Consider the following 14453-nt stretch of genomic DNA (forward strand, 5'->3'; position numbering starts at 1 on the left):
CGGGGCGGCCTACGTTGCCTTCGACGGCCAACCGCCTGAGCAGCCGCTGCACGCCGGCATCGGTGCGCCGTACGCCCACGCGACGGCACCGTTGCGGCGCCTGGTCGATCGCTATGTGAGTGAGATCTGCCTCGCGGTGCAAGCTGGCACACCGGTTCCGCAGTGGGTGCGTGACCGCGTCCCGACCCTACCCGCGTCGATGGCCACGGCCGATCACCGCGCACATGCGGTCGACCGCGCAGTCCTCGATCTCACCGAAGCCTGGCTGCTGCGGGATCGCATTGGGCAGACGTTCGCGGCAGTGGTGCTCAGTGCCGATGGCCACGGGGCCTCGATTAGCATCGATGAGCCCGCCATACGCGCACTATGCACGGGCACCTCGCTGCAACCAGGCCAACACATCCAGGCCCGGCTGGTCGCTGCTGACGTCGCTACGCGCACCGTTCGATTCGAGTTGGCCGGTCAGTAGCTTCCTGTTGACGAGTGGCACTGCGAGCGCAGAGCCGGCTACCGCGCCGGCCCGCGATGCGCGATCACAAAGAATCGCGGGTCGTATCCCTGACGGCGGGGCTAGCGTGCACTAGCGCGATCGCCCGCCCTCGCGAGTTATAAGGCCCCGCTTGGTTCGCGATGCGGCGAACAAGAGCGAAGTGGTGAGGACGGCCGACCGCACGGGGGAGCGGCCGGCCGTCAGCGGCCATATTAGACCGGGTGCTTGCGGGGCCGACCGCGTGCGTCCTGCAGCTGCAGGTTCTGGTCAGCCGGCCAGGTAGCGGGTGATCTGCGAGCAAGCTCTGCAGCCGACCTGCCAGGACTCACTCATGAGATCACCGGTGAAGCTGGCGAGTCTGGCCGATCTACGACGTTACGTCGCATAATGCGCGCAGTTCGGTGCCTAGTCCAGATTGAAGTGGCGTCGAAGGTCGGAATACAGTTCCTGGGGGTCGTCCACGGCGGCGACAGCTTGGTTCAGCGCGCCGAACGCGGCGATGGCTGGGTTGTCGTTGGCTGCCGCGAATACCGCGGCGAGCGCGGCCGCCGGTGGCGCGATAGTCGTCCGCGGGGGCGGCGTCCCTTCATGCCGGGTCATGGTCCCGGTAGTACGCAAAGACGGGTAGAGGGTGCTCCACGCGGTGCCGTGGTCGTCGAACGGCGCAGGTAGCGCCTGGCCTCGTGCCAGAGCGCCAAGCGCGGCGCCCCAGTCTAGGTTGCCTGCACCAGCTCGCTCGCAGGATGTACGGGCCGCCCAGTGCGCGACGTGCCTCAGTGTGTCCGGGTCGAGAGTGGCAAGGTGTTCAGCCAGCGCCAGGTCGCTCAGGGCCAGGGTCGTGGCCTCCGGGCCGATGGCACGCAACGCTTCGCTCGGTTTGGTGCCGCCCCACATCAGCAGGTCTCGTTCACTCGCCTGCCTCTCCCATACCCGCGCCTGCTCCGCGGCATCGGAAGCTTCCGCGGCGGGCACCTCATTCGGTGTCGGAGGAGGCGACGGCGTGGTGCGCGCGACGCCGTGCCAATAGGCGGCGAGTTTGCTGCCTTGTCGCACGATCGTCTCCGCAGCGGGCGGCGCGGGCCATAAGGCAAGCAGGTACCGGTCGGTCACCGGGTCCCCGTCCAGCCGGGTGTCCTGGGCTCTGGCGGCATCCATACCGAACGCGCAGTACCGGGCTCGATAGGTAGTCGTTGCGGGCAGTTCCAGCGGGGTCCAGGTGTCGAACGTCGCCAGGCCGTAGCCGCGCTCGGACGCCGTGAAGGACACTTCAACGACGTCTTCCCAGTCACCGGCCAACTCGGGCGCGGACTCGGCGATGCACACGCTGAATGGCACGCGCCCGGTGTGGAGCCCGGTCACCACAGCCAGTCGGCCTGGATAGGCGGCACCGCAAATTCCGTTCACCTGACCTCCGCGCGCGGCGATGATGTCCTCTATCGGTTCAGCCGATCCTGGCTGCAGATACACGAAGCCGTAGTGCACATGAAGGTCGAGGTCGCTCGTCGTCGCCACAGCGGTGATCATCCGCCCATTGACCTGAGCGCGTCCACCCCCGGCGCTGGCCAGGTACGAGGCGGTTGGCTGGCGGGGTTGGCCGACGGGTCGCATGGGCCGCGGTGGTCTATCGGCCCTGGTCCGGTTGAACCTGATCGATCCCGCCGCGCGGCGGCGGCCACTTCTATTTTATCGAGACCCACGCGGCTCCGACGAAGCCGGCGAAGCTGAGTACAAACGCGAGCTGTTGGACGAAGGCGCACCCTCTCAGTACCCCGCCGCGCACAGTGTTCGAGTTGACGATCGTGAACAGCGCCGCGAGGCCTGCGACAATCGAGACCAGCATCAGCACCCACGATATGCGCATGTCCCGCCGCACCGACTGCGAGACATGGCCGCCGGCTACGTCTTTGAAGAAGACCACCGAGAGCGTCAGGGCGGCACTGGCTAGCGTGAGAAGTTGCTTGACCGCATCGGCAAGTTTCGCGACGCTGTCGTCTCCGAGAGCTTTCGTGCCGCGGTCTGGGGAACCTGGGTCTGCCATCGCGACCGATGTCCTTCCTGAGCCGAATCTAGAGCGTGAGTGAGCTTGAAAGTTCCCCTCTTCCGGCCGCGGTTCCCGGCATGCACGGGTAGACCGGACACAGCAACTGATACGCAGTGTTGATCGCGACCCGATCGACCCTCGTCTCGTCGCGCAGGTTGGCGACCAATAGGGCCACCACGATCAGCGACTGGATGTTGTCGATCGCGTTGCGGGTGTCCTTGATGTCGCTCGCATCGCCAATCAGCCTCAGGGCCCCTCGCAGGATGCTGGCCAGTTCATTCTGCGCGGACTCCTCGACTGGCCAGCCCATGCGATCCCCGAGTTGCGACAGCGCCCGGCCAGCCCAGTCCGGGTCCGTCGTGATCGCGCCTGTGATGTCTTCCTCGTAAGCGCCGGATACTTGCTGTTCTAGCGCTTCCCGCACGAGTTGCCCCAGCGGCGGCATCGATGTGCTGTCAAACAAGGCCATTGTGTCCACCCCCATTCAGCCCGCACCAGAGGTGGCGTATAGGCCACCCTCCAGTCGCGCATCCCTCGTCGAGGCACACCGACCTGGTCGTCAGGGGACAAGTAACATGCCGTCGCACCCATGTCAATACCCTCGGTGAACATCCACCATTTCGGTAGGTGAGGGCGAATGAGCTCGCGCGATCCGCAGCATGTCAGTATGTCGCGAAGCCGGATGTGACGCGGTACTGATACGCCTCGGCCGAATGCAGACGCTCACTCTGCTAGCGGACGGAAGTAGTCAGGACGGCCGACCGCACGGGGGAGCGGCCGGCCGCCAGCGGCAATAGTAGACCGTGCACTCGCAAGATCGGCCTCGTCATGCGTCCGGCAGCTAGAAACACCCAGCCAGCCCGTCCTCACCGTGGGGAGCCGGGCTGAGACCTGGCCGCTGACCTCAGCCGGCCCGGCAGTCGCGCGAGGACCGCGAGAACTCAGCCGCCCCGGACGTGGCCCGGCAACTCGGGCAGCTCGGCCCGCAACAGCCAGCGGTCGAAGAGATCGGCCAACGGCTGGTCGCTGAACCGGGTGGCGTGTTCGACGAACATGTCGGTGGTCACGGTGCTGTGCAGGTTGAGCCGGGTCCAGGCGCGCAGCATGGCGAAGAAGGCGTCGTCGCCCAGCACCAGGCGCACCGCATGCAGGGTCAGCGCACCGCGCTTGTAGACCCGGTCGTCGAACATCAGCTCCGGTCCGGGATCGCCGATCAGCAGGTCCTGCGGCAGCTCGGTGAGTCGTTGCCGGGCAGCTCGGGCGGCCCGGTCCGCCGTCGATCCGCCGGAGTTCTCGGCCCACAACCACTCGGCGTAGCAGGCGAATCCCTCGTTGAGCCAGATGTGCTCCCAGCCCCGGACGGTGACGCTGTTGCCGAACCACTGGTGGGCCAGTTCGTGCGCGATCAGCCGCTCGTAGCTGTGCCGGCCGTCCAGGTGATTGGCACCGAACACCGAGATCCCTTGCGACTCCAGGGGAATCTCCAGCTCGTCGTCGGTCACCACGACCACGTACTCCGGATGTGGGTACGGCCCGAACAACCGCGTGAAGGTGTCGAGCATCAGCGGCTGCCGGGCCAGCTCCGCCTGGCAGGCCGCGCGGAGCCGGCCGGGCACCGCGGCGCGCTGGCGCACCGGGCCGGCAGCCAGCTCGATCATCTCGTACCGGCCGATCTGGATCGTCGCGAGATAGCTGGCCATCGGATCGGCCTGTTCGAACACCCAGGTGCTCTGGCTGGCGCTAGTGGTGTGCGAGCGGAGCACCCCGCAGGCCACAACGGAATACGGCGACTCGGTGGTGATCGCCAGCCGGTAGGTCGATTTCTGGCTGGGATGGTCGTTGCACGGGAACCAGGTCGGCGCACCGTCCGGCTGACCGGCCACGATCACACCGTCGGACAACTCCTCCCAGCCGAGTTCCCCCCAGGGCCCCTGCCGCGGCTGCGGGTGACCTTCGTAGTGGACGTCGATGCTGACCTCGGCTCCGGCCGGCACCGGGCTGGCCGGCCGGATGACCAGCTTGTCGCGTGCGGTGCTGAACTTCGCCGCCCGAGTTCCGTCGACCGAGACCTTGGTGACCTTCAGCCCCACCAGATCCAGGCTGAGACTGCTCAGCGGCTGCTCGGCGGTCGCGGCCAGGCTGGCCCGGCCGGCCAGCCGGTTGGTGCTGACCCGGTAGTTCAGCGTGAGGTCGTAGTGGCGCACCCGGTAGCCGGGGTCGCCACTGGCCGGCAGATAGCGATCGCCGATCCCTTGCTGGCTGCTCATCGCTTCGTCCACGGCGAGATCGGGTTGCCGATCCACCGGCTGTGCGCCGGAACGGCTTCGGCCCGCATGACCAGTGAAGACGGCCCGATCGTGGCGCCGGAGCCGATCGACGCTCCGGGCAGGATCACGCTGTGCGGCCCCAGGGTCGCGCCGTCGCCGAGCAGCACCGTATCCATCTGCAGGATTCGATCATGGAACAGGTGGGTCTGGAGCACGCACCCCCGGTTCACCGACGCACCGGGGCCGATCTCGATCAGATCGGCTTCGGGCAGCCAGTAGGTCTCCAGCCAGGCCCCGCGACCGATCCGGGAACCCAGGCAGCGTAGCCAGAGGTTGAGGACCGCGGTGCCGGTGGCAGCCCGGGCGAACCAGGGCGCGGCGACCAGTTCGACGAAACTGTCCACCACCTCGTTGCGCCACACGAACGACGACCACAGCGGGTAGCGCACCGCCCGGGTCCGTCCCACCAGCAGCCACTTGGCGACGCAGGTGAGCGTCCCGGCCAGTGCTCCGGCCGCCAGCAGAACCAGCCCGCCCAGCGCGGCCGCCACGCCGAAGCCGAGTCCGGAGGCCAGCGCCTGCAGGCACAGCAGTACGGCGAGGCCGATGGCTGCCGTGCAGATCACGGCCGCGACCCGGCACACCTCGATCAGCGCCCGGGCCACCCGCAGCATCGGCGGCGGCGAGAACGTCCGGCTCAGGTCGGCCAGGTTGGCCGAGCGGCGCAGCTGGACCGGTGGGCTGCCCAGCCAGGACGATCCCTTCCGGGCCTTGTCGGGCGCGGTCGACAGCACTGCCACCAGCGCGTTCTTCGGCACCGACCGGCCGGGCCCGGTGGTACCGGAGTTGCCGAGAAAAGCGCGTTTGCCGATCTTGGCGCGCTCGACTCGCAGGTAACCGCCCCCGAGCTCGTAGGAGCCGACCATGGTGTCGTCGGCCAGGAACGCGCCGTCACCGATGCTGGTCATCCTCGGCAGCAGCAGGACGGTGGAGGCCTCCACGCCCCGGCCGACCTCGGCGCCGAGCAGTCGCAGCCAGCCTGGCGTGACCAGGCTCGAATACAGCGGGAACAGCAGCGAACGGGCTGAATCCAGGAGCCGCTCGGTAGCCCAGACCTGCCAGCCGAGCCGGCTTCGTACCGGGTGGTGACCGGCGCGCAGGCCGATCCCGAGCAGCCGGACCACCAGCACGGTCAGCAGCGCGTAGCACACCAGCCAGGCGATCGCGGCGACCGGCACCGCCAGTAGCAGCCGAACGGCGGCAACGCTCAGCCGCCCCGCGTCACCGAGACATCGGCGTGCCCACCAGGCAGCCGGCAGCGCCGCCACCGCCGGCAGCAACCAGAACGCCAGCGACGTGAGGCCGTAGCCGGCCAGCCACCACGGCTTGCGCGGCGGGGCCGGTGGCCAGCCGTGCACCGCCCGGCCGAGTCGTACCGCCGGCGAGCCACCCCAGCTCTCGCCGTCCGGAACCGGCCCGCTGACCCAGGAACCGTGCGCGACCTCGGCACCGCGCCCGATCTCGGCACCCGGTCCGAGCGTGCTGCGCGACCGTACGGTGGCACCGTCTCCGATGGTGACCCGGCCGAGTCGCAGGACGTCCCCGTCGAGCCAGTAGCCGGCCAGGTCGACCTCGGGTTCCACCGAGCTGTCCCGGCCCAGCGTCAGCATCCCGGTGATCGGTGGCACTGTGTGCAGCGTGACACCCCGGCCCACCGTGGCACCCAATGCCCTTGCGTAGTAGGCAATCCATGGCGCGCCGGCCAGGTTCGCCGCGTCCACGGCGTCAGCCAGCCGCTCCGCGCTCCACAGCCGCAGATGCACGCTGCCGCCACGCGGGTAGTCGCCCGGGCGTACCCGCAGCAACAGCAGCCGGGCGCCGGCTGCCGCGATGGCCATCCGCCCGAACGGGGTGAGGAACAGCAACCAGCCCAGGCCCACCCACCACCAGGACGCGGCCGGCGCCCAGCCGAACGAGCGGGAATGCGCCAGCAGGTTGTTGGCGGTGGCCAGCAGGGTCAGCCAGCGCAGGCCGGCGAGAGTGCTCACCACCGCGGTGACCGCGAGCTGGACCGACTGGGCGGTCCGCGAGACCGGCCGGACCGTCCGGGTCACCACCTCGGCTGTCGGGTCGGTGGCGGCATCGGCGGCGTCCAACACCCGGGCCAGGTCGGCCAGCCGCGGGTGGGCATAGACATCGGCAACCGTGATCGAGGGCGAGCGCCGGCGGATCGCCGACACCAGCTGCGCGGCGGCCAGGCTGCCGCCGCCGTGCGCGAAGAAGTCGTCGTCCGGGCCGCCGACGCTGGCACCGAGCACCGCTGCCCACTGCTCGGCCAGCCAGCCCTCGGTGCCGGTGAGGCCGTGCGCGGCCACGCTCACCCGCACGCCGGGCAGCGGCCAGGGCAGCGCGTCCCGGTCGACCTTGCCCGATACCCGGCTGGGCAGGCTGTCCAGCACCGCCAGCGTCGGCACCAGCGGCGCCGGCAGTTCCCGCCTGAGCTGCTCCAGGGCGGCCCGCCGGTCGAAGCGGGCGCCCGGCGCCGGGACGAGGTAGCCGACCAGGATCTGGTTGCCGCTGCCGGTGCGCCGGACCGCCGCGGCGGCACCGGCCACCATCGGCAGCCGCTGCATCGCGGCGTCCACCTCGCCGAGCTCGATCCGCCGGCCACCGATCTTGACCTGGTCGTCGGCCCGGCCCACGAACAGCAGGCCCTCCGGTTCGTACCGGACCAGGTCCCCGGTGCGGTAGGCGCGATCCCAGCCGAGGCTCGGCATGGCGGCGAACTTCTCGCCGTCGCGCACCGGGTCGAGGTAGCGGGCCAGGCCCACCCCGCCGATGATCAGCTCGCCGACCTGGCCGGCCGTCACCGGCAGCTGTTGCTCGTCGACCACCGCCAGGTCCCAGCCGTCCAGCGGCAGGCCGATCCGGACCGGGCCGTCCTCGGTGAGTTCGGCAGCACAGGCCACCACGGTCGCCTCGGTCGGACCGTAGGTGTTCCACACCTCTCGCTCCGGACCGACCAGCCGCTCGGCCAGCTCGGGTGGGCAGGACTCGCCACCGAAGATCAGCAGCCGCACCCCGTCCAGCGAGTCGATCGGCCAGAGCGCGGCCAGCGTCGGCACCGTCGACACCACCGTGATCCGGCGGCTGCCCAGCCAGCCGCCGAGGTCGACCCCGCTGCGGACCAGGGACCGCGGAGCCGGTACCAGGCAGGCACCGTGCCGCCAGGCCAGCCAGATCTCCTCACACGATGCGTCGAACGCGACCGACAGGCCCGCCAGCACCCGGTCGTCCGGGCCGATCGGCTGGAATTGCAGGAACATCCGGGCCTCGGCGTCCACGAAGGCGGCCGCGCTGCGATGGCTGACCGCGACGCCTTTCGGAACTCCGGTCGAGCCAGAAGTGAAGATGACCCATGCGTCGTCGCTGACGTCGGGGGCCGGTGGCACGGCAGCCTCGCCGCCGTGCCAGACGGTGAGTTCGTCGAGAACGCAGGCCACGCCCGCCTCGCCGAAGACCAGCCGGGCTCGCTCGTCCGGATCATCCACGTCGACCGGGACGTAGCAGGCTCCGGCGGCCAGGATGGCCAGCAGGCAGACATAGAGCTCGCAATTGCCCGACGGCATCCGAAGCCCGACCCGGTCGCCCCGGCGTACCCCGGCCGCGGCCAACTCGCCGGCCCGGGACTCCGCAGCCCGCAGCAGCTGGGCATAGGTCAATGTGGTGTGGCCATCGTCGAGGGCGGCGGCGTCCGGGTGGGCCGAAGCGGTCGCGATGACGATGTCGATCAAGGTCCGGGGCTGCGGCGCCGAAGTTGAGCGAACCAGCTGCGCACCACCGGTCTTGGCAAGCAACTCGGTTCCGTCCCTGGCTCGCGCGGCTAGGTCGTGCTGGCGTCGGTGACCAGCCGGGTCAGGGCCTCCGACGCGGCTCGACACCTTCGTGGGCACGGCCGATCATACGGCGACGGACCTTCCGGCAGACGGGTGTCGAGGTCGTCCGCACCTGGAACTTCGGCAGCGCCGCTCTGTAGGGTTTGTTCATCTTCGTGTTCTAACCTCACCTGCCATGACCGATTCAGCTAGCCGGCTGCAGGTTGAGCGGCTCGACGACGCGTGGGCCGCGGCCCGCCGCGAGGAGCAGGTCGAGCTGGAGCAGGCCCGCCTGCGCGATCAAGAGCTCGCCGACCGGCTGGCTCAGACGCTCAGCAGCCGCCGGCCGATCGGAGCCGGCCCTGGCGCGCACTGGCCGCCGAGATCTGGGATCGGATTGATCCGGCGCCGATAACGGTCCGGACCGAGGCCCGGCGCCCGGTCAAGGAATGTCAGCGTCCGCCGTACAGCACGACTCCGGAGCGGTTCTGGGAGCCCGAGGGACGCTGGCTGTCGTCGTTGGTGGTGCTGATGATGCCGATCACCGTGGCGATGACGAGCAGCAGGCCGAAGACGGCGGTGAGCAGGGAAGAAGGCATGACAGGGGCTCCGTTCGGAATCAGAGAGCAGCGGTCGCCGGCTGCGGTACGGCACGCTCCAGAACCCCGGCGATTCCGGCGTTCTCCTGCACGGCGAGGGTGCGTCCGGTTACCTCGGCGAGGACGCGGGAGAAGGTGGCGGCCGTGGCGTCCCAGCTGAATTCCGAGGCGTATGCCCGGGCATGGCGACCGAGCACGGCGCACCGCTCGCGGTCGGCGAGCAGGCCGGCCAAGGAAGCGATGTAGGCGTCCTCATCGCCGTCGACCAGCACCCCGGTCTGACCGTCGAGGATCGACTCGGCCAGCCCGCCTGCTCTGCTGAAGGCGATAGACGGGGTTCCGTGCGAGGCGGCCTCCACCACCGACAGGCCCCAGCCCTCCTTCACGCTGGGCAGCGCGCCGACCCAGGCCCGGGCGAGCAGATCGGCTTTGGCCTGCTCGTCGACGAACCCGTGGAAGGTCACGATGTCCTCGACGCCGAGCCGGCGAGCCAGCGCGGCGAGCTCGCCGGCCCACCAGCCCTGGCCGACGATGTCGACCCCGAGGTCCGGAAAGCGCTCGCGCAGCGCCGCCGCCGCGCGGATCACGATCTCGACGCGCTTGTGCGGGACCAGCCGGCCCAGCACCACGACGCGCGGCGTGCCGGAGCGGGCCGCCGCCGAGGGCACCCGCTCCGGCGTGCCGTTGTAGGCGACGGTCACCCGGGCGGGGTCGATCCCCTGCCTGGCCAGCTCGGCCCGGGTGCACTCGCTCACCGTCAGGTAGCGCGACCGGCGATAGACCCGGGGCGCCACCCGCGACTCGAGCAGCCAGCCGAGCGAGCCCAGCCTGCCGAAGACGATCGGCCACTGCTCGCGGTGCACGTGGTGCAGCAACACCACGACCGGCTTGCGGGTCACCAGCCGCGACAGCCAGGGCGGACCGTTCTGCACGTCGACCACGACGTCCGGGCGGACCCGACGGGTCAACAGCGCCCACGCCGCACCCAGGTAGACACCGAACCTGCCGCCGGCTCGCAAGTAGCGCACCCCGTCGCGGGTCTCGTCCGCCGGGCAGCCGGCGACCTTCGCGCACAGGATGGTGACCGGGTGGCCGTTGGCGGCCAGTAGCCGCGCGACGGTCTCGACGTGCTGCTCGCTGCCGCCGGCCTCCGGATGCCGCGAGTCGCGCCAGTTGCAGAGAACGACTGCGGTCACGCCGGAGTTCCCGCTTCGGGCTGCTGGCGGACGGTGGCTTGCGCCGGCACGGCATGCTCCGGCAGGTGGTGCGGCGCCGGCCCGGGCGAGTGGGCGCTGCGGTTCGCCAGCTCCAGAGCGTGTTCCACGGCGTGGGCATCGTCGGTGGGATGCGGGCGCCACGGGCCCCGCAGCAGCAGCGAGAGCGGGCAGAGAGCCAGGGCCCCGGCGGTGCAGATCCAGAACCAGGTCCGCCACTGACCCGGACTGTCCGCCTGCGCCTCGAGGACGTCGGGCGCCTTCGCGGCGAGCAGGGTGAGGTTCTGCTGCGCGGTCTTGTCACTGGCCAGCGTGAGTACCGTCGGCGCACCGACGGTCTCGATCGCGGCCTTCTGCACCGCCGGGTCGTTCGGCGCCGCGGCGAGGTCGTTGAACACCTGGGGATGCGCCTGCGCCTCGGCCAGCAGCAGTTGCAGGGACTCGCTCTTGTCGAAGTAGGCCTGCGCCTGGCGCACGGTAGGACCGTCGTCGACGAGGGGCGTGACGGCCGAGACCACCAACGGGATCGAGATGACAGCACTGGCGATCGTCACCCGCAGGATCCACCCCCAGATGGCCAGGCCGGTGGCCGACAGGGCGGGGTTGCGATGCTCGACGGTCTCGGTGAAGGCAGCCATCCACGGCGTGTACGCGGCCCCCAGCCACGCGCCGGTGAGCGCCAGCAGGATCGCGATGGAGGAGAAGGTCGGAGAGCCGGATCCGGCCTTGGACAGGAATGCGATCTCGACCACGACGCTGGCCAGGGCACCGGCCAGGATGAGCGGCTTGCGCACTCGTAGCTTGTCCGACACCGCGCCGAAAACGAGCATGGACACTGCCGTCGTGGCCCACAGCCAGTTCAGCAGCGAGTTCGACTGGCTGGCGGAGAAGTTGAGATCGGTCTGGAAGTACACCGGAAGGACGCCGATGGCGGTGTAGTACATGAGCAGGAACAGGCTGATGCCGATTGCCGGACCGACGATGTCGAGCCGGAACATCTGCTGATACGGGCGGTGGGTGGCCGCCTCGTGTGACAGCTCGCGGCTGCTCAGCGCCGCTCGAGTCTCGGCCTCGAGCGCGCCCACGATGCGGTCGCGATCGGCACGGTTGAGTTCGCGCAGGCACAGCAGGGCTAACACGCAGACGGCCAGGCCGGCCCAGCCCGCGACCTCGAACTGGAACTGCCAGCGCGGGTGGCTGTCGAGGGTGTGGCTGGAGACCTCGGTGACCAGCAGGCTTCCCAGCACCGGTCCCACCGTCCAGAAGGCCATCGCCTGGGCGCGACCGACCTGGGGACTGAAGTCACGCATCAGCGCGGGCGTGACCACCAGGATGACGCCCTCGAAGATCCCGGCGGCACCGAAGGCGATTCCGTACTGAAGGCCAGTCGTCACATTAGGCAACCACAGCAGCGTCACCAGGGAGACGCCGAACAGGCCGACGATCGCCAGATTGCCGCGGCCCACCTTGTCGGCGATGCCGGAGGCCAGCGAGCCGATGGCTCCGATAGCGTTCGCCACCGCCGTGACGACCGCGAAGTACAGGAAGGAGATGTGGAAGCTGCCGAGCAGCTGCAGCGTGATCGCGCCACTGATGAAGTTCTGGTAGTACGCGACGACTGTCGCGGCGAAGACGATCCCGAGGTACCAGATGCGCCTGGCACCGGTCGGATACTCCGGCAGTTCGCGCTGCCACAGGCGGCGCAGCGGTGATGCTGTAGCAGCAGTCATACTCACTCCCTCTCCCTGGGGAGGGTGGACGACATCAACTGCGCAAACAATGCGCCAGATTGCCCAAGTCAGAACCCGTTCAGCGCCGGCCGGTGTCGACGCTGAATGGAGTGCGTGCAGCGGCCTTGCCTCAAGCTCCGAGGCGGTCGAACGTGCTGGCTATTCGCCGAGGTCGTGCGGCGGTTCGAGGTGGTGGCCGTGCAAGAGGTCCGGCGCAGCGCGCGGGCATTCCTGGCGATGATGACCGCCCTCGGGCTGGACTGGGCCTATCCGGTCACCGACGTCACCGATGGGAAGCCGGCAACAACGCCGCCCTCCACATTGAAGGCTGAGGTAAGACATTGACTGCGTATTGTCAAGACTTGTAGAGTTCGTACACTTTGTCTGAAAGGAGCCTTCCATGCGTAAACTGTGGGCTGCGGCCCTCGCCCTGCTGTCGGCCCTGTTCTTCCTCGTCGTCGCCAGCCCGCCGGCCAGCGCATTCGGCAGCGAGGTGCTCGGCTGCAGTGCCGGACTCGGTTGGACGGCTAATACGTGCTCCAGCGCTGCCTCGCGTTACGTGGGCGACCCCCTCTACGTCACCTTCTCGCCGGCGAATACATCCGGGACCTACGGCACGTCGTGGACCGTCATCGACGACGGCGTCCTCGTCACCACGAAGTGCGTCTCCATCAACAATGTCGCCTGCATCTCCAGCGGGTGTACCGCAGGGTCGATGTCCTGCCAGGTGTTCGATCGGGTAGGCGCCGGGTACTACATCACCGCTTACTTGACACTCACCCAGTCGGGCCAGAGCCGAACCGTGTCAGCGCAGGCCTACATCAAGCCAGGCTTGGAGGGCTGCCGCACATGTTGAGCAACGACGGGTAGGACGCCCTCCGACCTGCCCAGGTGCCGACAGTGTTCGGCCCGACACGGATGATCGATGCGGCGAATGCTGAACGTCTTTAAGGCTAAATGCCGACCGGAAGCACCTCGATGCGGTCGCCGCGGGCGAACGGCCCCTGACCGATCGGGATCGGCCACCACGCATCGGCGCGCACCAGCCGGCTGAGGGAGCCGGCACCGTGCCCCGCACTCGGCACGGCCACCGGAGAATCCGGCCCGGCGTCCAGCGACACCGGCACCCAGTCCTCGACGCCAGGTGGGGAGTTCCAGTCGCAACCGAGCCGCGCCTGCACCGGTTCGCGGTCCGCGGTGCGCTGCCCCTCCAGTTTCTGCAGCAGCGGTGCCGCGAACAGCTCGAAGATCACCGCGGCGGCCAGCGGGTAGCCCGGCACTCCGATGGCGGGCACTGCCATCGCGGATCGGCCGGCAGAACCAGGGGAATCGGCCCCGGGCCGACCGGTACGCACATGACCGAGCAGCACCGGATGGCCAGGACGGACCGCGACCCCGTGCACTGCCACGCCGCCGACTTGGGCAAGGACCGTGGCCGTGTGGTCGTCCCGCCCGCGGCTGGAGCCGGCCAGCACGAGCACCAGGTCGGCCGTGGACGACGCCTGCCGTACCGCGGCGGCCAGCCGCTCGGGATCGTCGGGCTGCACGTCGGTGACCGTGGGCAGCGCGCCGCAGCGTGCCGCGAGTGCTGCGAGCATCACCGAATTGCTGTCAGTGAACTCGCCCGGCCCGAGTGCCGAACCGACCGGACGGATCTCGTCCCCGGTCGGGATGATCGCGACTGCGGGCCGCCTGGCCACCGCGAGGGTCACGTACCCGGCGGTGGCGGCGGCACCGAGGTCCGCCGGGCGCAGCCGGTGACCACCGGACACCAGCAGGCGACCGGCCGGGAAGTCCTCGCCGACGGCCCGGACGTTCCTGCCCCGGGTCACCGCGCCCGTCACCAGGGCGCTGCCGTCGGCGCAGACCGCCACCCGTTCCCGCTCCACCACCGTGTCCGTGCCCGCCGGCAGCGAATCACCGGTGTCCACCCAGGAGAAGGCCGGAGCCGGCACCCCGGCATCGGCACCGAGGCTGCTCCAGGCGAGCGCGATCCCGTCCATCGCCGCGCATGCGAAGCGCGGCGAAGCCCGGCGCGCGTGCACCGCCAGGGCGGTCACCCTGCCGAGCCCCGCCTGCACCGGTACCTGCTCGATGGCCGGCTCCGGGTGCCACCCCGCGCCCGCGCAGGCCGCCACCCACCGGGCGTACGCGTCCTGCGGACTCGGCTGGCGGCTGTCAGCGGTCATGGAACCATGCTCGCAGCTTCTCTCCGAGCGCCGGACGTCGAACGGTCG

Annotated in this window: 12 protein-coding genes and 1 pseudogene; 4 read left to right on the forward strand and 9 right to left on the reverse strand. The window is 69.8% G+C overall.

Going from position 1 to position 14453, the window contains the following annotated elements; genetic code table 11:
• A pseudogene (locus VLJ82_RS17980) lies at nt 1-469 on the forward strand (RNB domain-containing ribonuclease); the annotation flags it as partial.
• 426 nt (nt 470-895) lie between these two features.
• On the opposite strand, the gene VLJ82_RS17985 reads toward VLJ82_RS17980, so the two are convergent.
• The 5 genes from VLJ82_RS17985 to VLJ82_RS18005 all read right to left on the reverse strand — a co-directional run bounded on the left by VLJ82_RS17985 (nt 896) and on the right by VLJ82_RS18005 (nt 8655).
• Nucleotides 896-2014, reverse strand: a complete 1119-nt coding sequence (locus VLJ82_RS17985) for a hypothetical protein (protein ID WP_408664735.1) — start codon at nt 2012-2014, stop codon at nt 896-898.
• A 154-nt stretch (nt 2015-2168) separates the two neighbouring features.
• Nucleotides 2169-2528, reverse strand: a complete 360-nt coding sequence (locus VLJ82_RS17990; protein WP_408664736.1) for a hypothetical protein — start codon at nt 2526-2528, stop codon at nt 2169-2171.
• Nucleotides 2529-2556: 28 nt separating this feature from the next.
• On the reverse strand, nt 2557-3000 hold the full coding sequence (locus VLJ82_RS17995) for a hypothetical protein (protein WP_408664737.1): 444 nt from the start codon (nt 2998-3000) through the stop codon (nt 2557-2559).
• A 472-nt stretch (nt 3001-3472) separates the two neighbouring features.
• Nucleotides 3473-4798, reverse strand: a complete 1326-nt coding sequence (locus VLJ82_RS18000) for a M1 family metallopeptidase (RefSeq protein ID WP_408664738.1) — start codon at nt 4796-4798, stop codon at nt 3473-3475.
• On the reverse strand, nt 4795-8655 hold the full coding sequence (locus VLJ82_RS18005) for a Pls/PosA family non-ribosomal peptide synthetase (RefSeq protein WP_408664739.1): 3861 nt from the start codon (nt 8653-8655) through the stop codon (nt 4795-4797). The genes VLJ82_RS18000 and VLJ82_RS18005 overlap by 4 nt, the downstream gene beginning before the upstream one ends.
• Nucleotides 8656-8869: 214 nt before the next feature.
• Here VLJ82_RS18005 and VLJ82_RS18010 point away from each other — a divergent pair, with 214 nt between their 5' ends.
• Complete coding sequence (locus tag VLJ82_RS18010; protein WP_408664740.1) at nt 8870-9088, forward strand: hypothetical protein; 219 nt, start codon at nt 8870-8872, stop codon at nt 9086-9088.
• Between the two features lie 37 nt (nt 9089-9125).
• Here VLJ82_RS18010 and VLJ82_RS18015 read toward each other — a convergent pair whose 3' ends face one another.
• The 3 genes from VLJ82_RS18015 to VLJ82_RS18025 are packed head-to-tail and all read right to left on the reverse strand — an operon-like array spanning nt 9126 to nt 12216.
• Entirely contained in the window at nt 9126-9272 is a 147-nt protein-coding gene (locus tag VLJ82_RS18015; protein ID WP_408664741.1) for a hypothetical protein, read from the reverse strand.
• A gap of 20 nt (nt 9273-9292) precedes the next feature.
• Complete coding sequence (locus VLJ82_RS18020) at nt 9293-10468, reverse strand: glycosyltransferase family 4 protein (RefSeq protein WP_408664742.1); 1176 nt, start codon at nt 10466-10468, stop codon at nt 9293-9295.
• On the reverse strand, nt 10465-12216 hold the full coding sequence (locus VLJ82_RS18025) for an MFS transporter (RefSeq protein WP_408664804.1): 1752 nt from the start codon (nt 12214-12216) through the stop codon (nt 10465-10467). The genes VLJ82_RS18020 and VLJ82_RS18025 overlap by 4 nt, the downstream gene beginning before the upstream one ends.
• Nucleotides 12217-12390: 174 nt before the next feature.
• On the opposite strand from VLJ82_RS18025, the gene VLJ82_RS18030 reads away from it, so the two are divergent.
• Together VLJ82_RS18030 and VLJ82_RS18035 are read left to right on the forward strand one after the other, a co-directional pair.
• Nucleotides 12391-12561 carry a hypothetical protein gene (locus tag VLJ82_RS18030; protein WP_408664743.1) on the forward strand — a complete coding sequence of 57 codons (171 nt, stop codon included), beginning with the start codon at nt 12391-12393 and terminating at the stop codon, nt 12559-12561.
• A gap of 55 nt (nt 12562-12616) precedes the next feature.
• A complete protein-coding gene (locus VLJ82_RS18035) occupies nt 12617-13072 on the forward strand; it encodes a hypothetical protein (protein WP_408664744.1) in 456 nt (151 codons plus the stop codon).
• A gap of 97 nt (nt 13073-13169) precedes the next feature.
• Here the strand turns inward: VLJ82_RS18035 and VLJ82_RS18040 are convergent, their stop codons facing one another.
• A complete protein-coding gene (locus VLJ82_RS18040; protein WP_408664745.1) occupies nt 13170-14405 on the reverse strand; it encodes a molybdopterin molybdotransferase MoeA in 1236 nt (411 codons plus the stop codon).
• Between the last annotated feature and the right edge of the window lie 48 nt (nt 14406-14453).

Origin of the sequence: Jatrophihabitans sp., assembly GCF_035474675.1 — a bacterium.
Taxonomy (GTDB): domain Bacteria; phylum Actinomycetota; class Actinomycetes; order Mycobacteriales; family Jatrophihabitantaceae; genus Jatrophihabitans_A.